At 36.2% G+C, this 21468-nt stretch carries 19 protein-coding genes; 9 read left to right on the forward strand and 10 right to left on the reverse strand.

Annotation, left to right across the window (positions count from 1 at the left end; translation table 11 throughout):
- Positions 1-51: 51 nt before the first annotated feature.
- On the reverse strand, positions 52-978 hold the full coding sequence (locus AC3ANV_RS11930) for an aldo/keto reductase (RefSeq protein WP_488313793.1): 927 nt from the start codon (positions 976-978) through the stop codon (positions 52-54).
- A gap of 255 nt (positions 979-1233) precedes the next feature.
- Between AC3ANV_RS11930 and trhO the strand changes: the two genes are divergently transcribed.
- Positions 1234-2193, forward strand: a complete 960-nt coding sequence (gene trhO / locus AC3ANV_RS11935) for an oxygen-dependent tRNA uridine(34) hydroxylase TrhO (protein WP_488313794.1) — start codon at positions 1234-1236, stop codon at positions 2191-2193.
- A gap of 48 nt (positions 2194-2241) precedes the next feature.
- Here the strand turns inward: trhO and AC3ANV_RS11940 are convergent, their stop codons facing one another.
- The 4 genes from AC3ANV_RS11940 to AC3ANV_RS11955 all read right to left on the reverse strand — a co-directional run bounded on the left by AC3ANV_RS11940 (position 2242) and on the right by AC3ANV_RS11955 (position 6094).
- Complete coding sequence (locus tag AC3ANV_RS11940; protein ID WP_488313795.1) at positions 2242-3405, reverse strand: glycosyl hydrolase family 18 protein; 1164 nt, start codon at positions 3403-3405, stop codon at positions 2242-2244.
- A 190-nt stretch (positions 3406-3595) separates the two neighbouring features.
- A complete protein-coding gene (locus AC3ANV_RS11945) occupies positions 3596-3985 on the reverse strand; it encodes a hypothetical protein (protein ID WP_488313796.1) in 390 nt (129 codons plus the stop codon).
- A gap of 188 nt (positions 3986-4173) precedes the next feature.
- Positions 4174-5229, reverse strand: coding sequence for a phosphodiester glycosidase family protein (locus AC3ANV_RS11950; RefSeq protein WP_488313797.1), 1056 nt, complete (start codon positions 5227-5229; stop codon positions 4174-4176).
- A 157-nt stretch (positions 5230-5386) separates the two neighbouring features.
- Positions 5387-6094 (reverse strand): DUF421 domain-containing protein, encoded by a 708-nt coding sequence (locus tag AC3ANV_RS11955; RefSeq protein ID WP_488313798.1) that lies wholly within the window; start codon positions 6092-6094, stop codon positions 5387-5389.
- 489 nt (positions 6095-6583) lie between these two features.
- Here AC3ANV_RS11955 and AC3ANV_RS11960 point away from each other — a divergent pair, with 489 nt between their 5' ends.
- The 3 genes from AC3ANV_RS11960 to AC3ANV_RS11970 all read left to right on the forward strand — a co-directional run bounded on the left by AC3ANV_RS11960 (position 6584) and on the right by AC3ANV_RS11970 (position 10653).
- On the forward strand, positions 6584-7768 hold the full coding sequence (locus AC3ANV_RS11960) for a sulfite reductase subunit alpha (RefSeq protein WP_488313799.1): 1185 nt from the start codon (positions 6584-6586) through the stop codon (positions 7766-7768).
- A gap of 685 nt (positions 7769-8453) precedes the next feature.
- A complete protein-coding gene (locus AC3ANV_RS11965) occupies positions 8454-9863 on the forward strand; it encodes a GH1 family beta-glucosidase (protein WP_488313800.1) in 1410 nt (469 codons plus the stop codon).
- Between the two features lie 82 nt (positions 9864-9945).
- Positions 9946-10653 carry a GntR family transcriptional regulator gene (locus AC3ANV_RS11970; protein ID WP_488313801.1) on the forward strand — a complete coding sequence of 236 codons (708 nt, stop codon included), beginning with the start codon at positions 9946-9948 and terminating at the stop codon, positions 10651-10653.
- 174 nt (positions 10654-10827) lie between these two features.
- Here the strand turns inward: AC3ANV_RS11970 and AC3ANV_RS11975 are convergent, their stop codons facing one another.
- The gene (locus AC3ANV_RS11975) at positions 10828-12180 is read right to left on the reverse strand and encodes a sensor histidine kinase (RefSeq protein ID WP_488313802.1); all 1353 of its coding nucleotides are present in this window, start codon (positions 12178-12180) and stop codon (positions 10828-10830) included.
- Entirely contained in the window at positions 12177-12845 is a 669-nt protein-coding gene (locus AC3ANV_RS11980; RefSeq protein ID WP_488313803.1) for a response regulator transcription factor, read from the reverse strand. Before AC3ANV_RS11980 ends, AC3ANV_RS11975 begins: the two co-directional genes overlap by 4 nt.
- A 256-nt stretch (positions 12846-13101) precedes the next feature.
- Here AC3ANV_RS11980 and AC3ANV_RS11985 point away from each other — a divergent pair, with 256 nt between their 5' ends.
- Both AC3ANV_RS11985 and AC3ANV_RS11990 read left to right on the forward strand, forming a co-directional pair.
- Positions 13102-13650, forward strand: coding sequence for a hypothetical protein (locus AC3ANV_RS11985; protein ID WP_488313804.1), 549 nt, complete (start codon positions 13102-13104; stop codon positions 13648-13650).
- A gap of 173 nt (positions 13651-13823) precedes the next feature.
- Complete coding sequence (locus tag AC3ANV_RS11990) at positions 13824-14627, forward strand: DUF4405 domain-containing protein (RefSeq protein WP_488313805.1); 804 nt, start codon at positions 13824-13826, stop codon at positions 14625-14627.
- A gap of 250 nt (positions 14628-14877) precedes the next feature.
- On the opposite strand, the gene AC3ANV_RS11995 is transcribed toward AC3ANV_RS11990, so the two are convergent.
- The gene (locus AC3ANV_RS11995) at positions 14878-15357 is read right to left on the reverse strand and encodes a MarR family winged helix-turn-helix transcriptional regulator (RefSeq protein WP_488313806.1); all 480 of its coding nucleotides are present in this window, start codon (positions 15355-15357) and stop codon (positions 14878-14880) included.
- Positions 15358-15417: 60 nt separating this feature from the next.
- On the opposite strand from AC3ANV_RS11995, the gene AC3ANV_RS12000 reads away from it, so the two are divergent.
- From AC3ANV_RS12000 to AC3ANV_RS12010, 3 genes are all read left to right on the forward strand, one after another.
- Positions 15418-15642, forward strand: a complete 225-nt coding sequence (locus AC3ANV_RS12000) for a hypothetical protein (RefSeq protein WP_488313807.1) — start codon at positions 15418-15420, stop codon at positions 15640-15642.
- 80 nt (positions 15643-15722) lie between these two features.
- Positions 15723-16358 carry an FMN-dependent NADH-azoreductase gene (locus AC3ANV_RS12005; RefSeq protein ID WP_488313808.1) on the forward strand — a complete coding sequence of 212 codons (636 nt, stop codon included), beginning with the start codon at positions 15723-15725 and terminating at the stop codon, positions 16356-16358.
- Between the two features lie 243 nt (positions 16359-16601).
- Positions 16602-18293: a hypothetical protein gene (locus tag AC3ANV_RS12010; RefSeq protein WP_488313809.1), complete on the forward strand. Its 1692-nt coding sequence runs from the start codon at positions 16602-16604 to the stop codon at positions 18291-18293.
- Positions 18294-18408: 115 nt separating this feature from the next.
- On the opposite strand, the gene AC3ANV_RS12015 is transcribed toward AC3ANV_RS12010, so the two are convergent.
- Positions 18409-19299 carry an esterase/lipase family protein gene (locus AC3ANV_RS12015; RefSeq protein ID WP_488314197.1) on the reverse strand — a complete coding sequence of 297 codons (891 nt, stop codon included), beginning with the start codon at positions 19297-19299 and terminating at the stop codon, positions 18409-18411.
- Positions 19300-19636: 337 nt separating this feature from the next.
- Positions 19637-21466 (reverse strand): hypothetical protein, encoded by a 1830-nt coding sequence (locus AC3ANV_RS12020; protein WP_488313810.1) that lies wholly within the window; start codon positions 21464-21466, stop codon positions 19637-19639.
- Between the last annotated feature and the right edge of the window lie 2 nt (positions 21467-21468).

Here is a 21468-nt window from a genome sequence, read left to right on the forward strand (position 1 = left end):
AAAGATACACTAATCAAAAAACACTTGGAGCTCCAAGTGTTTTACATGTCTTTATGGGATCATATGTCCAGCCAAACGGTAAAGGTCATACCATTCTTTTCGTGTTAAATGTAAGTCTGAACCCTTACATGCATCCGCTAACCGTTCTTTATTTGTCGTTCCAAGGACTACTTGAATATTAGCGGGATGGCGGGTGATCCAGGCAGTAGCTATAGCGGTATCTGTGACTTCATACTTAATTGCAAGTTCTTCGATTAAGTCATTCAATTCAGCATAGTTTTCATAATCTCCAAGGAAAGGACCGTCAAAAAATCCTTTTTGATAAGGGGACCATGCTTGAACGGTAATATCGTGAAGACGGCAATAATCTAAAACATTGCTGTCACGGTTTATGGATTGGTCTATGCCCATATTCAATGCAATTCCTGAGTCGATTATAGGTGTATGTACAATACTCAACTGCAGCTGATTTACAACTAGCTTTTGCGGAATGTATTTTTGCAAAAGTTCAATTTGCATGGGGGTATGATTAGATACACCAAAATATTTCACTTTACCACTACGGTGTAGTTCTTCAAATGCTTCTGCTACTTCGGTCGGCTCCACTAATGTATCCGGACGATGGAGAAGGAGAATATCTAAATAATCTGTTTGTAACCGTTTTAATATTGCCTCTGTGGAAGATATTATATGCTCTTTTGAAAAATCGTACATTTTTTCTTTCGGCCTTATACCACATTTGCTTTGTAAAATCATCTTTTCACGGATTGATGGATTCATTTTAATGGCATCTGCAAATAGTGATTCACATTCCCCTGCACCATAAATATCCGCATGATCAAAGAAATTAATGCCTTCTTCCAACGCTGTACGAATTAACACTTCAATTTCCGGTTTTACCAGCTGTGTCAAACGCATATTGCCCATAACAACATTGGAAACATTTAAATCAGTATTAGCAATCTTGAAATATTTCAAATTCATTCCCTCCTTTTTTTTCCTTCTTAAATGTACCTTATTTTTAATTTCAACAGCAAGTTTAAACCAATGATTAATTGAAAAAAAGAATCCTCTTTATTCCAGTACAGTTAACAAAACAAACAATAATACATTACCTCGTTGGTCCCGCTAATTTGATTGCCAAGGGAATTTTTTGTATATATAATAGAAAGGTTGTTATTTTAAAATTGAGTAAAAGGTACTTCAATATATAAAAGGTGTAAGGTGGTAATTATGGATCAAGAATATAGAGTATTGTTGTATTATAAATATGTAACGATTGAGAATCCTGAAGAGGTTTCAAAAAACCATCTTGATTTTTGTAATGAAATAGGCCTTAAAGGTCGAATCATTATTGCGGCAGAAGGGATAAATGGGACAGTATCCGGGACGGTTGAACAGACTGAAGCCTACATGAAATACATGGATGAACATCCTCTTTTTTCAGGAATTACGTTTAAAATTGATGAAGCATCAGAGCATGCATTCAAAAAAATGCGTGTCCGTTTTCGACCTGAGCTAGTTACTTTACGATTAGAAGATGATGTTGATCCGCATGTGCAGACAGGAAAGCATTTAAAACCGAAGGAATTTTTTGAGGCCATGCAAGAAGAAGACACAGTGGTTATTGATGCCCGAAATGATTATGAATATGATTTAGGACATTTTAGAGGTGCTGTTCGCCCGGATATCCTTAATTTCCGCGATTTGCCACAATGGATAAGAGAAAATAAACAGGATTTTGAAGGAAAAAAAATTCTTACGTATTGTACTGGCGGAATTCGATGTGAAAAGTTTTCGGGATGGCTTCTCAAAGAAGGTTTTGAAGATGTGTCACAATTAGAAGGAGGGATTGTCACATATGGTAAGGATCCTGAAGTTCAGGGTGAATTATGGGACGGACAACTTTATGTTTTTGATGAACGCATCAGTGTACCTGTAAATCGAAAAGAGAGTGTTGTAGTAGGGAAAGATTATTTCTCCGGGGAGCCGTGTGAACGTTATGTAAACTGTGCAAATCCCGAATGTAATAAAAAAATTCTTTGCTCTGAGGAAAACGAACATAAGCATTTACGCAGTTGTTCCCATGAGTGCAGGGTGCATCCTCGGAACCGCTATGTTGCTCAACATGGTTTAAGTGATGAAGAGGTAAAGGAAAAATTATTGGCAATTGGCGAAAAAACAACGGTATAAGAAAAAGGCTGTACACTCTAAACTACCAAGAGAGTACAGCCTTTTCTTTTATTTTGCGGCTTTTACTGCATATTGATTTGCTGAATCTTTAAGTGCTTCTGCTATAGCTCCCGTTATACTGTAGGGTCCTTTGGCATCTTGTCCTGCTTCCCACATCATCATTCCGCCGAAGCCATTATCAAGTGCTAATTTTGTTTTCCTTCTCATAGTGGCTTCACCATTATAATGGTAGATGGTACCATTCATGTTTACTGTATCGCTTTGGGCATTAGCTGGGTTTTTATTGATAATTGCCCCATATGATGCCTGCTTAATGGCTTGATTTTCAGGCTGGGCATAAAGGGGAACACCCAAAACAAGTTTATCTTTTGGTAGATTGTGAGTCTCAAACAGGTGAGACCAATAGTTTACGATTTTCTCAGCAAATGGATACGGAGATAAATTAGCAGCATTATATTGACCATCCCATTGACCATCATATGCCATGATATTCACATGATCGACAAGCTGAAATAGTGAGGGCTCATACTTTACAGCAGCCATTTCCGTTCCTGTTGCGGCATTTATTTTAGAATAGACAGCAATGGAAAGCTCCTTACCTTTAGGGTGAAGCATATTGCTTAACTCTTTAGTGAATACAGTTAAATTTTGAGCATCAGCAGTATTCCGCGGATATTCAAAATCAATGTCAATTCCGTCCAGTTTTTCACGATCTGCTATACCTGCAAGTTCTTTGGTAAGCTTTGTTCTAGATACAGGATTTGAAATCGCTGTTTTGAAATATTTATACGATTCCCCGCCCTGGATGTTATACCAGCCACCCACGGCCAATATCACTTTGGTGTTATATTTTTTAGCTTTTAAAACGACAGTTCGCAGGTTTTTTAAAGGGGTGTCTCCATTTAACAAAATTCCACCGTCCATCTTCGGATGGGCGAAGGAAAAAATAACATGTGTTAATTTGGAATAATCAACAACATTTGGATCACGATAATCCTGAACATAACCGATTAGAACTTTGGGTGTTACTTGTTTCATCTTCGGTAGTGCCTTTTGTTCAGGCTTAATTGCTGACGAAGGTTGTTGTTTTATTTTAAATGTGTTTGATTGACCCTGTTGTGTATGGTTAGTAGAGTATAGAACTCCTGTAAAAAATCCTCCAATGAAGGTAATCGCAATTACCAGTATAAGGAGGAGATTACGTTTATTCATAGGTTGTTTTCCTCCCCGATTTTTATCCACTTAAGAAGTGTAACAGAAAAAAAGGGGAGTGGGGCTGGTAATATAAGCCTATGGAGATTGTTTAATAACAGAAAACAAAAAGCTGGCATCAGCCAGCTTAAACAGTTTTGAGGGTCTGGAAAATTAATCATTGTGTCGAAACAGCATCAAAAAATATATATTATCTAGGGGCATGTCCAGTATAAACGCCATTTATAAACACGAACATTTCTACAGTTCCTTCTTCTGTAATAAAAGGCACAGCTGCACCTATAAAACCATTTTCAATAAATTTAACTACTTCTATGTCATTTGCTCCGTGATATGAAAATCCTTCTTTAGTCAATTCTTTTTTTAATTCCTTAAACTCATCACTTTTTAACAAATCAGAAACAATTTTATTCCTTTCAGCACCTAAAATATGTGTTACATTACAGCCGCATTCATTTGTCGATGCATTTACAGTCTTTGATGCTGAATTACTTGCTGCTTTAACTGGATTCCCCTGAGTGCCAAACATTACAAAAACGAACGTGCTTACACATAATACCGATAGAAATTTCTTCATCATTTTTCCTCCTTTTTTTTAACTTCATTACTTAATTCCTCTAAAATCGACAAATTCCTTTTTTTGTTTTGGGAAATTTTGTGACAGATTCCAAAATTTTTTACCAAAAGTGAGAAAGGAGGAGGAAAATAATTTTGTCAGCAAAAACTAACAAAAAAAAACACACCTGCCAGATGGAGGTGTGTTAGCATTTAGTTCGGAATGACAACCCAGGCATTTGGCAAGTAACGCATGCCAACAGAGGTGCTTGTTGCTGGTTTTAAGAGCAGTTCTCCATCCTTAATCATCGTAGTGGAGCCGCCGCCATCCATCGCTATTGCATTTGTAACATTGTATTTTTCAAACATATGAGCCATATCCGACATAGATGCACCACGGTGGGTTTTATCCCAATAAAAACGGCCATCGGTTATAATCATCACGATGCTTCCGTTTTTCTCTTGTCCAATAGCTGTACGCGGTGCCCAACCCCAAGCACCATCAACCGTAGATGTTACCCGATTCTCGCCGTTAACGATAAGTTGTGGCCCAAAACTTACAGCATCTGTTACACCAAGCTTTAATAATTGCCTTGCCGAATAATTGCCGGTAATAAATTGACCATCCTTTAGAAATCCGCCAACTAATGATGTCACATTTTTACCGCCGGTTGGAACGGACAAGACATTTCCGTTACTTATGACAATACCAGTCATTTCACCGCCAGAGCCTCTACCGCTTGGATCAATAAAGCCTCCCGCGTTAATACCGGCAACTCCATTATTATCTTTGATTAAATCGGAAAGAGGTTGCCCTTTGGTTGCAAACTTTGTACCAACAATGTGAACAGTCGTTGGGTCAGGAATAACCATAACTTTCGCAGTAAAATTGGCAGTATTAATCGTATCCACTTGAATGTTTTCTGTTGAACCGTTTTTAAAAGTAGATTGATTATCCGGTTGTACCCGAGAAATTGTTGTTTGCACTGTTTGCGGGTGATTCCTTGCATTATACAATGCATCAATTTCCGATTGTGGAAGTATAAGTCTCATGAATTTTTCGTATTGGGGATGGTAAGTAGAAAAAACGGTCCCCAATAGCATTCTCCGCATTTGCAGTCCTTGATTTGTACCATATAAAAACCCGCCTCCACCTAAGACGAGGATTAAACAGATCGTTAAAAATATACGCCAAAAACGTTTCCGTTTTGGTTTTGGATTTCGGTTAAGGCGCGAAACGTATGCAGTATCAGTTGTTTGTAGTTCCATGCCACATCTCCTTTAATATTCATAGTAAATACGACTTACTTAATAGTAAAATCGACTTAATTCTACATGGAAACTACTAAACTGACAAGTTAATTTTTTATTAAAAATCTTAAATCCAAATTAATTATTAGCCTAATAGGTGTAACGAATTTCTTATTCAATATCTGTCAATTGGGGAAGACTGATTATCTTTAAATCGGTCCACATATAATTGTCCGTCAGTCCCGATAACAGCATAAAGGATTTGATTAATAGTTAAATTTCTTTTTATTAACTCCTGTTCAATCCACTTATTGTTGTATTCAACTGTTAAATTAGTATCAATTAGTTTTCCATCCATAATGAGTTCTACAGGTAGCATTGGTTGTTTAAAGTCGGTTTTGTTTATGTCACTTTTTACTGTATTTTGATGTTGTTTTTTCTTTAAAACCGATAAATTACCACTAACCTCTAATAGTGCATATTCCACTTCCTGAATATCAAATATTCCTAATTCCCGAAGTTGCTGATTTAAATCATCTAATGAATATTTTAATTTTTTCATGTTTGTCTCTAATATGGTCCCTTTATTAATAATTACGGTCGGTTTTCCCGACAGCCATTTTCGAAGGGGCCTACTTTTAAAGGAGATCAAAGAAACTAAATAATAAACAAGGATGAGCGCAAAAAGGGAAGCTAAGAAGGGTAAAAATTTTATACTCAAATTAAATCCCATATTTGCTACTAATGAACCCAAAATGATTGATAAAGCGAAACTAAAATAGTTTTTGTGCGGGTTTACTTGCTTACCGATTAAAAAGGTTATGAACATTAATAAGATGAAGGAAATAACAGTTCTAATTACAGTGTACAAAACATTTTCCATATTTAATTGGTCTCCTTAAATACGTTTGGTTATGTAGTTTAAGTTCTTTTTTAACAAATAAAGTGGATTTTATACTTTTTCTACGTACAGTAATTTTTCACAAAAACATTTTATGATTTGTTTATATTATGTTAATAACTTAGATGTAATATAAATTTTGTAGCTAGGACAAACTGCATGCTTTTTCAAATTCCCCCCTTATTTGATCCGAAACATAGTCGGATCTTTCTTATTTAAAATGAACATTGTATTATTTTAGGAGTTTCAATAGAACTAAGTTTCCAATTAACTATCGAGTGTAAGAGCCGAAGATTGAAATGAGTTCCTCCGGCAGATCTTTTTCAATTTTTTCTTCAACTGAAGGGTAGTGTAATAAGACAGTTAACTTTAATTAACAAAGACGCATTATTGGGAATTGTGTGTAAAAAAGTATCTGATTTTCTCATCTTGTGTTATCCTAGTTTTATACAAATTTTTGAGGTGAAAATTATGCAACTTACTGTAGTAAACACTGAAAATACAAAAGAAGACAAAAAGCTGCAACCAACATTTTCAAGGACAAATCCATTTCAAGCGAAAATTAAAAAAAATATAAATTTAAATAGAGCTGGCTCTAGTAAAGAAACGAGACATATCGAGTTATCATTAAAAGGATCTGACCTTTCATATGTCCCTGGTGATTGCCTTGGTGTTATCCCTGAAAATGATCCTGAACTAGTAGCTTCCCTTCTTGAGGAAATGAAATGGGATGCAGAAATGGCTGTTACAATTAATAAACAAGGTGATTCACTCCCATTAATGGATGCACTAATAACTCACTTTGAAATTACGTTATTGACGAAAAAAATTATACAGCAGGCAGCTAATTTAACAGAAAACCAAGAGTTACAAAAGCTTGTATCGGTTGATAACATAAATGAACTGAAAGAATATATCAACGGTCGTGATTTGCTTGATTTGTTAAGTGATTTTGGTCCATGGAAAGCTTCTGCACAAGAGATTGTCTCTTTATTAAGAAAAATGCCGCCACGGTTATATTCAATTGCAAGTAGCATAACCGCTAATCCTGAGGAAGTGCATCTAACCATTGGTACTGTGCGCTACACGGCTCACGGACGCGAACGAAAAGGAGTTTGTTCTGTTTTATGTGCTGAACGTCTTCAAGAAGGAGATACGCTTCCGGTATTTATTCAACAAAATAAACATTTTAATCTGCCAAATTCTCAAGATAAAGATATCATTATGGTTGGTCCAGGGACAGGCATTGCACCATTCCGTTCCTTTATTCAGGAACGTGCAGTGAATAAAGCAACAGGTAGATCATGGCTATTTTTTGGAGACCAGCATTCAGCTACGGATTTCCTTTATCAAAACGAGTTAGAAAAATATCAAAAAGATGGGGCTCTGACAAGATTAGATGCTGCGTTCTCCCGTGATACGGCGCAAAAAGTATATGTACAGCATAAAATGCTTGAAAATAGCAAAGAATTGTTTGAATGGCTGGAAAATGGAGCATACTTTTACGTATGTGGAGATAAGCAATATATGGCGAAAGACGTCCACAACACGCTTATTAGCGTTATAGAAAAAGAAGGTGCGATGACCCGTGAAGCAGCTGAAGCGTACCTAAATAATATGCAAGAACAAAGTCGTTACCAACGTGATGTGTATTAAAATTAATAGATGTTAGTGGCACTGTTTAATTATTTTCAAAAAGAGTGACTCCTTATGACCGCAATTAGCGGTCATAAGGAGTCACTCTTTTTTTTGACAACTTTTTTGGAGAAACTTCAAAAAGATTAATTTCATTTGTATATTGGGAATATAAAGGAATCTAAATTTGAGGAGATACTATAAATTAATATTTACATACTCAGTATCATCCTCTATAAATTTATGCATTTAAACAGATTCTACTAGCTCACTACAGTGGATCGTTAATGCGTACATTTGTCTAGTAAAAGAGGAGCATGCCATTTTGTAAAGTGTTATTTTACACTTTAAAATGACTCTTTTTTGAGTTATAAACAACAATTTGAACGAAAACAGCCTTTATTAATAAGAGCAAAGTACGGTTTTTCCCCTTAAAGTAGGAAAAACCGTTTTTTTCTTCCATTAAATTACTCTGGGACGTTGATTCAGCAGGATTAACGTCTTTTATTTTTGTTTTTTAAAAGGCACTTCGATTTAATGATTCTATTACAGTAGATACTATCTTTTATACTTATGTTTTAGTGTTTTACGAAGTTTATGTAGTCAAATTTTTAAAAAAAGTATATAATCGCATTATTATTTGTACCTATAAATATAATATATAGTTATAAATTTAATAAGTTGGTATAAAAACGGAGGGTTTATAATGAAGTTTCCACATGATTTCCTATTCGGAGCAGCTTCTGCTTCTTATCAAATAGAAGGAGCATGGAATGAAGATGGTAAAGGTAAAACGAATTGGGATGTCTTTTCAAAGATTCCTGGGAAAACGTATCAGGGCACAAATGGAGATGTAGCCATAGACCATTATCATCGATACAAAGAAGATATTAAGTTAATGGCAGAGATGGGACTTGAATCATACCGATTTTCTATTTCATGGGCACGAATTTTGCCAACAGGAGATGGAGAAGTCAATGAAAAAGGCTTGGAATTTTATAATAATGTTATAAATGAATGTTTAAAATATGGGATTGTTCCATTTGTTACGCTGTATCATTGGGATTTGCCTCTGACGCTTGAAGAAGAAGGAGGATGGACGAATAAGCGAACAGCTGAAGCCTTCGTCAAGTATGCAGAAATTTGTTTTCGGGCATTCGGAGACCGCGTCAAACATTGGATTACGTTTAATGAAACGGTTATGTTTTGCGGATTAGGCTATTTAAAAGGAGCGCATCCGCCTGGAATCCAAAACGATGAGTATAAATATTTTCAAGCGACACATTACGTGTTTTATGCGCATGCAAAAGCTGTAGAAGTCTATAAGGAACTAAAATCTTACGGCGAAATTGGTATTACCCATGTTTTCTTACCAGCTTACAGTGTAGATGATAAACATGAAAATGTATTAGCTGCCCGGCATGCCAATGAATATGAAACATTTTGGTATTATGACCCAATTCTAAAAGGTGAATATCCGGCTTATGTGGTTGAGCAATTAGAGGAGAAAGGCTGGACGCCAAGTTGGACAAAAGAAGAACTGGATACGTTAAAAAGGAATGCGGAAAAAAATGATTTTATTGGGCTTAATTATTACCAGCCCATTCGAGTAAAAAAAAATCACGAAGCAGTTTCATCCAAGGAACATTCAAGAGAAACATCTACTCTAGCTCCCGGCAACCCTTCTTTTGACGGCTTTTATCGAACCGTAAAAATGGAAGATAAAACCTATACAAAATGGGGCTGGGAAATCTCACCTCAAGGATTTTTAGATGGGCTGCATATGTTAAAAGAGCGTTATGGCGATATTAAAATGTATGTAACAGAAAACGGACTTGGCGATGAGGATCCGATTATTGATGGTGAAATAGTAGATGTTCCACGTATTAAATATATTGAAGAACATTTAAAAGTGATTAAGCGTGCAATCAAAGAAGGCATTCATTTAAAAGGGTATTACGCATGGTCTGTCATTGATCTTTTAAGTTGGTTAAACGGGTATAAAAAGCAATACGGATTTATTTACGTGGATCACCAGGATCATTTAAACCGAAAGAAAAAGCTGTCGTTTCATTGGTATAAGCATATTATAGAGACGAGAGGAAAAGAGCTATAAAAAGAAAACCACTTGATTTTAATCAAGTGGTTTTGTGTATAATAGAGGCATTAAATGATTGAACGGAAAAAAGGGAGATTATATGGCTGTAAAATATAAAGAAATAGCTGATTGTTTAGAACGGGAAATTCAAGATGGGAAATTTGATAAAACGAAAAAGTTACCGACAGAAGAAGAACTGTTAAAAAAATTTGAAGTGAGCCGTAATACGATCCGAAAAGCAATTAATCAGCTGGTCAATCTCGGGCTTATTTATCAGGTGCAAGGAAGTGGAATGTTTTTACGGGAAAAATCTGTAACAGATTATATAAATTTAGGCAGTCTTAGAGGATTAACAAAAGATTTGACTTCAAAAACAATTGAGACGAAAATTCTAGCTTTACATGTAATCGAAGCTGATGAAGTAATAGCAAAACAATTGCGTTGTGAAGTCGGAACAAAGCTTTATTATATTAAGCGGTTGCGAATTGTAGATAAAGAACCCTTCTCTATTGAAATAAGTTACTTTAAAAAAGATATTGTGCCATATTTAAATGAAGATATTGCATCGAGTTCTATTTATAGTTACCTTATAGAGGACTTAAAATTAAACATTGGTTTTGCTGACAAAGTAATCAACTGCGAAAAAATCGATGAAGAAAGTGCGGGATTACTGCATGTTAATCCGCTTGACCCAGCATTGAATATTGAAAATACGGTATGCTTAACGAACGGAAGTATCTTTGAATTATCTAAATCTATTTTTCATTATCAAAAAGCAAAAATCTTAAATCGAATCAATTTTAAATAAAAAAGATTGAACCGGTTTTGACCACTGTTCTTATTTAAAATTGCACAATACATCTTTTAAAGGTAAGGTCAGTTTAGTGAATCAAGGCATGTGGTTCCAAAAAAAATCCCCTCGATGAAAAAGGGGATTTTAACTTTAAAGGTTATCAGGTTAACAATAAACACTTATTATTCATTATTTTTTAGGGTAATTAATTGTAAAGCAGACCTGACCATCGCGATTTTCAACCTTAATAGTTCCATGATAAAAATTAACAATTTTATGAGAGATACTTAAACCTAGCCCGAAATTTCCCTTGTCCCCTTTATAAAGGGATTTAAAGATTTGATTTAAATCTTTTTCAGAAATTAAAGGACCATCATTCCTTATTTCAATCATCCAGGACGAACCGGAATCCTTTAATGAAACCTGGATTGTATTCTCCGCATACCTAAGTTGATTTTCTAAAATATTTTCAATCGAGACTCGGATACGATCCGGGTTACCTAACATAACGGCTGGTTTTGTTTTAATATTCAAATTCCAAGATAAATCTGCATTCACCGCCTGAAAATTAGCAATAAGGTAGGTTAATAACTTATCGAGATATACATCCTCTTTTTCTTTGTCATTGTCTAAAACATAATCAAGTGTATTTAAATACAAAACTTGTTTGATTTTTTTCTCTAGACGGATGGCTTCTTTTTTTATTATTGCAGCAGATTCTTCGGCAGAATCTTCATACATTCCATCAATAATCGCTTGAGCATAGCTCATGATAACCATTACGGGTGTTTTTAAATCATGCGAAATGCTTTGCAGGAACTTTTTTTCTTCTTCATCCGCTAATTTTAACGCTTCTTTCATTTCCTTCATGGCTTTTGCTAATCTGCCGATTTCATCCTCACTTTTTAAATCAAGGTCATGATCCCACTCTTTATTAGCTATTCGTTTTGTGTAGCCTTCTAATTGTTTTAGCGGTTTAGCAATATTGTTTGCAATGACCTTTGATAGAGGTAAACTTAATAGAATAACTAAGAAACCAATCAAGATAATTTCCGGCAAATTTTGCGTGTCATCGAGAGATTGATAGGAAATTAAAAACGATTGGTCTTTTACATGATTAATTTCAATCAGATAAGTTTGATGATCAATGGTTTTCTTAAGACTTTGATGATCATTATTTGTTATAAAATTACTCATCTTTACAGCTAAAGGCTTATCAGTTAAAGGAGGTTTATCTGATTTATGCTTTTCATCATTTTCATCGTGACCAGTAATAAAATTAATTTGCCCATTATTTTTATCAAAAACAAAATGATACGTACCTTGGTGAGTAACAAATCCGATTATGTCCCTATTGAACTGGTTTTCTGCCACTGAAGTCAATACAAGTTGATGAGAAAGATGCAACATATGCATTGCTTTACCTTCATCGCTGCCTTTCATAATAAAAGTAAATGCAAGCGAAATAACCAACACAATCGTAAAAATAATGACCGATATAATAAACCAAATTCTCATCGTAAGTGATTTGAATTTCATCATTTTACTACCAATTTGTAGCCAAACCCGTAGATGGTTTCTATGTTCATTCTGGCTAATTTCTTTCTTAATCTTCTTATCGTATCATCTACCACACGGTCAGATCCGAAATAATTATCGCCCCATACTTTTTCGAGTATTTGTTCCCTCGACACCACCGTATTGCTGTTTTCAATAAAATAAAGCAACAGGGTAAATTCTTTATTGGTCAATATGATTTCCTGACCCTCATCAAAGATCGTCCGCTGTTTTCGGTCAACTAGGTAGCCTTCTAATTGGAAATCAGCGGAATGTTCTTCTTTATTACTGTACAATCGTTCTATTAATTTATTCGTTCTGATCACTAACTCCCTTGGCAAAAAGGGCTTTGATAAATAATCGTCACTGCCTAATTCTAACCCGACTACTCGATCTAGTTCCTGATTCCTTGCCGACATAAAGATGACGGGCGTTAGAGGATTATATTCCTTTATTGCTTTTATCAGTTGGTACCCATCAATATCCGGCAGCATTATATCTAGAATCCAGAGTTCGGGCAGGTCCTGAACTTTTTGAAGTGCTGAGTCACCGTCAAAGAAGGATACCACTTTGTATCCTTCTTTTTCTAAGTATTTTTTAAGTAAATGATTGAGATGTTCTTCATCTTCAACCAAATAGATTGTCGCCATTTGCACAACCACCTCTGACCATCTAGTGTAAATAAAGACAAGTCCCAACAATCAGTATAATACGTGATACTAATTTTTGGAAAGGCTGAGGAAAGGAAAGCCGTTTTGCCTAAAACCTTGTTACTTTCTATTCGTGAGTATAGAGAAGAATTTCCATGGAATTATCGTAGAAATATGTGAAAAATATGTGATAATATGTCGTTGTTTTTTTATCTAAAGGTAGTCTATACTATCCTTAATTAAAGGGGGAAAAGAAATGAATACACGGGAAATCAGGGCCCCGAAACATGGATGGATTCCCAAAAAGGAACGTATATGGGTAATCGTGGCATTTGTTATAGCTGCCACGTTTATGCTTTGGGAGCTTATAAGGCTATTGCAGCTTTCATCAGCCACTTTGCACAGCAGGCAGTTCGAACATACTTTTAAAGATTTTGGCTCCAATGCAAGAATTGGCTTATTTTTTGTACTTGCTTATTATGTGCTTATCCGTGTTATAAGGCTTCGTAAATTGAATGGTCTAGGCAATGTGAAAAAATGGTTGGCCACTTTGCTGCGATTTGCCCGAAGATGGCATACCCCGATAGCGATTATCGCGATTGCTTTTATTATCTTACATACGGTAGCTGTCTTTATGCATGGCTTTAAATTTGATTTTAACAATTTAAGTGGGCTGCTTGCCTTGCTAGTCCTGCTTCCAGTTCCCATTTCGGGACTATTTCGATATCAAAGGATGGATCGGAAGTGGCATTTGCGGTCCGGCGTTGCATTTGCCATTCTATTTTTAATCCATTCTTTTTTATAAACCAATTATGTTTAATCCATTCTTTATGATTTCAGGGCATCCGAAATGGGTGCCTTTATTTTTTAGCAGGTTATAATTTAACACATATTTTTCACATATTTCTACGATAATTCCTCGAAAATTCCTTTCTATACTCATGAATAGAAAGAAACAAGGTTTTAGGAGGAATTAATTTGAAAAAGAATTATACAAAAATTGTACTGGATTTACTGATGGCAGTTACTTTTGTGTTGCTAATGAATCCAAGGGTATTAAACGGTTTACCGTTTCATGAAATTGCCGGTCTGGTCATAGGGGTAGCTATTCTGACACACATTGGATTGAACTACAGCTGGGTGATTAATACAACCAAAAAGATTTTTGATCCCAAACTCCCGAAAAAAACACGATTCAGTTTTCTGTTAAATATCCTGCTATTAATTTCGATGGCGACCGTTATTATAACGGGTATATTCATTTCGAGAGTCGTTTTTCCAAGTCTTGCAATTCAAGGAGGTCACTCGATTCGTGGTATCCATAGTTTCTCTGCTGATGCAACACTTGCATTAGTTGGTCTGCATGTTGGGGTACATTGGCAATGGGTAATGAGTATTTGCAAAAAGGCGTTTAAATCGAAAGAAGGAAAGCTTAGGAAGGGTGTTATTGCATCATTGGTCCTATCACTGGCCATTTTGGCAGGAGGAATTCAATGGTTTTCTTCAACAGCTTCTTCAAGCAATGGTGATTTCAAACAAATGCAACAAAGTGTTCAGCCATCAATTAACGGAAACACAGGGGATACAACGAATACACTTCAAGGACCACCTAACGGAGATTTTCATGGGAAAGATGGACATGGCGGTGGCGGTAGGCCATTCCTGGTTGTGCTTAACTATTTTGCGATTTGGGCAGTCATTATCATTCCTACTTATTATCTGGAAAAGCGAATCTTAAGGAATAAAAGAAAATCAAGAAAAGCCCATCCTCAGAATGCATGATAACTTTAAATTACTTGAAGAAGGCTGATTTCAGTAAGAAAAAGTTAACAGAAGCACATTAAACTAAACATTTTATTTTCACCTGCTCTCTGAATAATTATTAAAAGTATGTCCAATTTGGGGCTGTTTACAAAATTTAGGATCCCTTTTTTAGTTGTATCAATGCTCGAATGAATAATAATTCTTTGTATTTTAATGGAAAAAAACCGATTTCCCTTTCCTTAAGGCAAGGGAAATCAGTTTTTTACATTCATTCATCTAATGGGCATGGGCATTGAACTTCATTATAATTTGTAAGTGTTGATAGAAGTTCAGTAAGATGGTATCGCTGTTCCTTTGTCAGATTTTTTAATATTGTTTCTGCTGCTTCTTCTTCAAGCAATTGTACTTTTTTAATTTGCATTTGGGCCGTATCTGTCAGCTGTAGCAAAGTCGCACGTCGGTCTTGTGGATCAGGCAGTCGGACCAGAAGCTTATCCTTTTCCAATGCGTCCACAAAATCAGTAACCGTTCGGGCCTTAATCCCTAATTTGGCTGCTAACTCGCTCATTCGTATTTTCCCCATTTCTGAAACGGTAAGAAGAACGCGAAGTCTCGGTCCTGATATTTGAAACGGCATATCGGGATTACAAATATGTGCTTCATATTCTCTCTGAATTTTATGAGAAGTTTTAATTAGGGCATGGATAACCTCTACAGCGGATGCTTTAGAAAAATATTGATTTGTCATAAGAAATCCTCCTTGACACTTTAAAAAATATCACATAAACTCATATTGAGGAAACGTATATTGAGTAACCTCACTAATTTTCACATCAATATTCCTATTACTATTTTACCTTATAAGGAGTTTGAAAAATATAGAGGAGGTGATATTAAGGTAAATTATATCCATCGATCTTCAAATTATGAAGACGGGATTCATGATGATAGCCGATCCTATCAGCAAGTTGAAAGCAAAAGAACTTTAACGTACCCTAATGGTTCGATGTGGTTACCGGTTGGGTACAACTAGTTGGGGTAGCTGGTTTAGGATATTTATAGTCTATATTAAATTATTAATAAAAACTTAACAAGAAAAGGTGGAGAAACAAAATGGCAAAAGTATTGTATATTACAGCAAACCCACTCAATGAAACTCAGTCTTATAGTATGGCTGTTGGAAAAGCGTTTATTGATACTTACAAAGAAGAAAATAAGAATGATGAAATTGTGCATATTGATCTTTTTAATGAAACTATTCCACAAATTGATGCGGATGTTTTGAGCGGGTGGGGGAAGCTTCGTTCTGGAAAAGGATTCGAGGAACTTACTAACGTTGAAAAAGCAAAAGTTGGTCGTCTTTCTGAGTTAAGTGAACAATTCACTGCTGCAGATAAATATGTATTTGTAACTCCTTTATGGAATTTTTCCTTCCCACCTGTAATGAAAGCATACCTTGATTCTGTTGCTGTAGCAGGAAAGACATTTAAATACACTGAAAAAGGACCAATTGGTCTGTTGACTGATAAAAAAGCATTACACATTCAAGCTCGCGGCGGTTTTTACTCAGAGGGACCTGCAGCTGATATTGAAATGGGTCACCGTTATTTAAATATTATCATGAATTTCTTTGGTGTTCCTTCTTTTGAAGGATTATTTGTTGAAGGGCATGCTGCAATGCCTGATAAAGCTCAGGAAATCAAAGCAATTGCAATCACACGTGCAAAAGAATTAGCTCAAACATTTTAATTGATATAGAACAGTAAAAGGCGGATCTATTTAAAGATCGGCCTTTATTATTTTTATCCGTATTCTAAATCCTCTTGGCGGCGATAGTTTAATAAGGTTTTTAGTGTCCTAAGGTATGTGGGGTTAAAGAAGGAATTTTTAAATTGAATAACGAATTTAGAATGAAAATTATTGAAGTCAACAAAATTCCTGTTGGCTTTTTTGCCGCAGTCGGAGGAACCTACCTAAAAAGGAGTTGAATTCGTGAGTTTTATAGATGCAAGAATGGTATACGATACGAATGGGCAAAACGTTAGTGCACAGTTAGCGAATATCACCTCAAAGCTAGATACGGTCGTTTATTTAGAGAGCTTCCCCAGATTGCCGGGTGAAACCGATGATACAGGTCCATTGCAAAGGGCTATCGACTCTTTTTCCGGTAATACAGCAGGAACGATTCTTATATCTAAAACCATTCGAATTTCTGATAAAGTAACCTGTAATAAAACTGGATTACGTTTAATCGGTATAAGCAACAAAAAATCAAAAATTATTTCCACATATGGAGGAGTAGCGCTAGAAATTAAACCACTATATAACGGAAACCCATATGCACTTGCGGGATATTGCAAATTTTTCATGGAGAATATAGCCCTTCAAGCGGAAGGAGATGCCGTTGCAACCGGTACTGGGTTATGGTTGCAATGGATATATGCCTCTAGTTTTATTAATCTTTATACAAGTGGATTTGCCAGGCACATAGTCTTAAAAGGGGCACACTTGAATACCTTTTTCAACCTGTATCAGGAAAACGCTGATACGAGTGAAAAAGGTGTGGAAATTTTTAATCGCGGGGTGGGGTTAAGTGCTGAGGGAACCTTGGATGAAGCAGGACAAACTACCTCGAATAACAACCATATTATCGGTGGATGGTTGAATAATACCTCTTGGGATTTGACGAACTTATCCGGAACCGTAACAGAAAAGATTGATATCGAACCGGCAAGTAATTCCATTATTACAGGGGACGGTTCAACCTTTAAAGAGTGTCGCTTTGAACGTTTAGACTATTACGTTGTAAACGGAGCCAAGTATCCGGCTTTTCCTTGGTTTATAGTTGGTTCTAATTGCCGTTTCTATGACAATCAAATTCATCAGGCCGGCAATAGCCAAACTGATACGAACCCGATGTTTCTAATCAAGGGGGACTTGAATAAAATTGAAATCCCCGATCATATTCCCTATAACGCGGGTTTGATTAGCTTTAACTCTACAGCAAAAGGGAATATTATTGAGTACAATGGGTTGTATGAGGACTATCAAAACTCAGTAAACAATCCGAATTATAAATCCGAATTAACCTCGATCCTTTACAATTCTCAACAAAACCGATTTATTTATAAAGATAATCTACAAGGAACGATTACCGATGTGATTGGCTCCCATACGAGAGCTCAGGGAGAATTTATTTGCCGAAGCAGTAAAAACACCCAAATTGTGAATAGCATATATTATAGTTATCAAGGGTGTACAAGTGAATCTGCAGATATTGCTTTACCGGTTGGAAGGACACCGGGAAGCCCCTCCTTCACAAAAATAATCCTCAACACTAGTGAAGGTAATAGACGGATGCTTTTGGCGCCACTAAATGGCCAAGCAGTACCAACTACAGGCGTTTACACCTTAACTGCTGCCGTTTATATTCCAAGTGCCACCAGCACCGATTTATACGTAGGTGCAACACAAGCTGCAAATACCAAAGTATCAGCTAGAAATAAATGGTTGACCGTTCGAAGTCGTGTATGGTTGAATGAAGGGGAAAAAATATTCCCTACCTTCGAATTAGCCGGTGTGACCGGTGATATTTTCTATGTTGGTGAAATTAGTGTATGTGATGGAAATACAGCTGTATATATTGCGAACAACACGTTTTGTTGTGTTTCAGATTCATTTTAATCTTACTAAAAATTGATATTCTTAAGCTAAACAGACTTTTAATAGATTTAGCTCATTAATTAGATAATGCCAATTCATTAAGGTCGGGGACAATCTTCAGCGAAAAGAACGATGCCTAATCAAGTTTTTTTCTTAAAATCCATTCACTTTTATACAATACATCGATATGATTTCCTTGTATGATATATTTGTCCCCATCTATACAAAAGGCGCTTTTTAATACGACATCCTTATCACCTGCCATTGTATCGAAGGCACCAATGACCTTTCCGTCCACCCACTTGATAGAGGATTTAGACGGGATGACTTCTAAGGATAAAATCGTTTCTTCTCCATTTCCTGCGATTAAGGTTACCTCGATGTTCCTCTTCATTAAAACTGCCTGATAGCTATTTAACTGATCAAGAAACGCATTTTTTGTTTTCATCTCCTTATAAGGGATGCATTCGCTTGAGTATCCTTTTTTCAAGATCAAGTAATTCCCATAATCTTCACAAGGCACGATGTCTTTCAAGCCTTTAAAGTAGGTGTGAATTGCTTGGATTTCCCCCATTTTATAACGCTGGGATAAATACGTAATATACATGCTCATAAAAGTATGGATAAAGTCCACTTTTGATGGTGTGTTAACCGGTAATCTTCCGCCTGTCCAAAAACTATAATTTGGGGCTGATCCGGCATTAGGGGTACACAAAATAATTAATTTATTAACATCGTATTGATAATAATCACTTTGTACATAGGCTCTAGCAACTAGTCCGCCCATACTATGGCAAACTAAATTTGCTATATAAGAACCTGTTTTCCATTTTGTCTCTTTTATCTTTTCAGCTAAGTAATTGCTGGCAGAAAGGTCAATTCTTTGACTCCAATCATAAAAGCAAATAAAAAGGTTTTGATTTAACTGATAGCCCATACTTTCTAATATCCGAATGAAGGGATCATACACTATTCCGGCCATTCCAAAGCTCCAGCTGCCGGTACCCGGAATTATATTGTCACTCATAGAACCAAATAACCCCGGTACAAAGACAATAGGAGTTTTTCTGTTTATAAAATTTTGCACAATATTCCTCCGAATCATTAGATTATATGTAATAGTCATATATGCATTTTAGAATCATTTAAGAATACTAAAGCTTATTCAAATAAAAAGCTTAGTGAAGGTTATTTGGCTGTACACTGGTATGACTCTCTTTATTTTTTGAAAATTTGAAAGTTTAATTTTTACAGCGAAAAAGCACACGAGATTTTGATATGTAAAATCTCGTGTGCTTTGCTCGGTTATTTTATTCCTTATACTTCCTGAGTAAATGCCCATAAATTTGTTTTTCTTGAGGAGATTACTCTGGTTTTTGATAGTGAAAAGCATATAAACAGTATAGGAAATCATCAAACGGAAGGGATGACTCACCCTCCAGCTCGCCATTTCCAGAAACGCTTGTTTTGATGGAGTTTCCCCAAATCTGAAGGCTGTCATTATTTGGATTGTAAAAGTAAACGCGAAAGCTGCCTCCAGGATCTAGATCTACTCTTTGAATAAGTACTGCATGAGCTCCGAGTATCTTGCCGGACTGGTTATAAATGGTGATGCCGGCAGGCTGGGGAAGCCCTTTATTAACGTTTGGATTTAAAGAAGGGTGATAATGTCGGTAGAATCGGGTAGTAAAATCTGAATCACTATAGATATCTGAAAACCCGCTCCAAATTCCTTTTAAATGAAAAAACCGATTGATCCATTTATGGACATCCTGTCCGCGTCCACTTGCAGCATTCAACATTTCGGAGTAGATCGAATGAAGAGGGGGAAGCAAGAGTAGGGATACGATATCAATATTAATTTCGTCGTCCAGTTCGACATGTGGAAGCGTATCAGAGGAAATGGATCTTCCTTCAAAATCAATGGTGATCCTTCCATGTTGCAGGCAATAATTAAACATTCTTATCAGAATGACAGGTTCCTTTTGTGACCAATAACTGAGCGCTCTTGTCGACTGGCATGTGGGGTTAAATCCCTGTCCAATTCCTAATGGCTGCCCTAAAACGCTGATCATTCCCGAGACAAGGAGAGAACGTAGTGAATCTTCTCCATTTAATTTATGAACTTCTGAAAGACGGCTTGTAATCTTATCATGAATGGGAACCACCAAGAGCTTTTCAATTTCCTTAATGAGTTCTCCCGTAAATACATCCCGCTGCAGAAAGCGCATGAAACCATAAATACTTTTCCTTGTTTTTACGGTAATTGCCGAAGTGATTAAAGAAGAAACGAAAGGTTGATGCAGCCTCAGGTTTTCCTTTGCTGTTTCGTCCAAGGCTAGCAGGCTCTGTAGCAAGGCCGGCTTTTCTTTATTTATATAACTCAAAAATAATGCATGGTATGGTGAAACAAGCCCTGTACGCTCCATTGAAATACGAAGCTTTCGGGCCTCACGTATTAATAGTAAATCATTACAGGCTTTTAGGTTGTTTTCATAATTAGCCAGGGGAACAGCAGACAGATTCGATGGAGAATACACTGCTTTTTCATAGTGGCTCCAACTTGAATCAGCCGTTTCCGAGCTTTTGGCTAATTTTCTTACACTATCAATCATTTTCAGAATTTTGTCCGTTACAATTGGTCTTTGGACGGCGAGATTATCTATTTCCTGAAACAGTCTTTGAAATACACGCGGCGAAAAACAATAGTCTGAGATAAATCCCAAAATCTCTGCTGGCAGTTTGTCTTTAAAAAGCTGATTTACCCGATTTTCTTCCGTTTCTTTTAATAACAGAAGATCCAGGTTTAAAGCCATAACCCTTTCCATAAATGTTTTTGCTTCATCCGCTGACATATCGGGATGTTCATACGTACCTATGGCAATGGCGAGAATTCTCAAATCGCTCAATGTTTCAGCAGCTGTAATGATGCCTCCCGCCTGGAGTGTGCCCCTAACAAGAACAGGATTTAGCTTTGAAACGTTCTCCCATACCTGCCCCGTAAAAACCCCGGCTTGATCAAAGACATTTGCATAGTGAAATAGCTTTGCTAATCCATGCTTCTCCTTTAGAAGGTTAGCAGCCTCCTCAAAAACCGCCCGCTGAAAAAACCTTTTATTTGGTGCGGAAGTTCCCCATAACTGATTTAAGGCACTTTGAAACGAGTCATCTGACGAAAATTGAAATAGCCCCATAG

It is taken from the genome of Neobacillus sp. DFD-2R, assembly GCF_057747865.1.

Excerpts from the sequence above, each read along its gene's own strand:
- trhO (WP_488313794.1), top strand. The coding sequence starts at position 1,234 with ATGGATCAAGAATATAGAGTATTGTTGTATTATAAATATGTAACGATT.
- AC3ANV_RS11940 (WP_488313795.1), bottom strand. The coding sequence starts at position 3,405 with ATGAATAAACGTAATCTCCTCCTTATACTGGTAATTGCGATTACCTTC.
- AC3ANV_RS11945 (WP_488313796.1), bottom strand. The coding sequence starts at position 3,985 with ATGATGAAGAAATTTCTATCGGTATTATGTGTAAGCACGTTCGTTTTT.
- AC3ANV_RS11950 (WP_488313797.1), bottom strand. The coding sequence starts at position 5,229 with ATGGAACTACAAACAACTGATACTGCATACGTTTCGCGCCTTAACCGA.
- AC3ANV_RS11955 (WP_488313798.1), bottom strand. The coding sequence starts at position 6,094 with ATGGAAAATGTTTTGTACACTGTAATTAGAACTGTTATTTCCTTCATC.
- AC3ANV_RS11960 (WP_488313799.1), top strand. The coding sequence starts at position 6,584 with ATGCAACTTACTGTAGTAAACACTGAAAATACAAAAGAAGACAAAAAG.
- AC3ANV_RS11965 (WP_488313800.1), top strand. The coding sequence starts at position 8,454 with ATGAAGTTTCCACATGATTTCCTATTCGGAGCAGCTTCTGCTTCTTAT.
- AC3ANV_RS11970 (WP_488313801.1), top strand. The coding sequence starts at position 9,946 with ATGGCTGTAAAATATAAAGAAATAGCTGATTGTTTAGAACGGGAAATT.
- AC3ANV_RS11975 (WP_488313802.1), bottom strand. The coding sequence starts at position 12,180 with ATGATGAAATTCAAATCACTTACGATGAGAATTTGGTTTATTATATCG.
- AC3ANV_RS11980 (WP_488313803.1), bottom strand. The coding sequence starts at position 12,845 with ATGGCGACAATCTATTTGGTTGAAGATGAAGAACATCTCAATCATTTA.
- AC3ANV_RS11985 (WP_488313804.1), top strand. The coding sequence starts at position 13,102 with ATGAATACACGGGAAATCAGGGCCCCGAAACATGGATGGATTCCCAAA.
- AC3ANV_RS11995 (WP_488313806.1), bottom strand. The coding sequence starts at position 15,357 with ATGACAAATCAATATTTTTCTAAAGCATCCGCTGTAGAGGTTATCCAT.
- AC3ANV_RS12005 (WP_488313808.1), top strand. The coding sequence starts at position 15,723 with ATGGCAAAAGTATTGTATATTACAGCAAACCCACTCAATGAAACTCAG.
- AC3ANV_RS12015 (WP_488314197.1), bottom strand. The coding sequence starts at position 19,299 with ATGAGTGACAATATAATTCCGGGTACCGGCAGCTGGAGCTTTGGAATG.
- AC3ANV_RS12020 (WP_488313810.1), bottom strand. The coding sequence starts at position 21,466 with ATGGGGCTATTTCAATTTTCGTCAGATGACTCGTTTCAAAGTGCCTTA.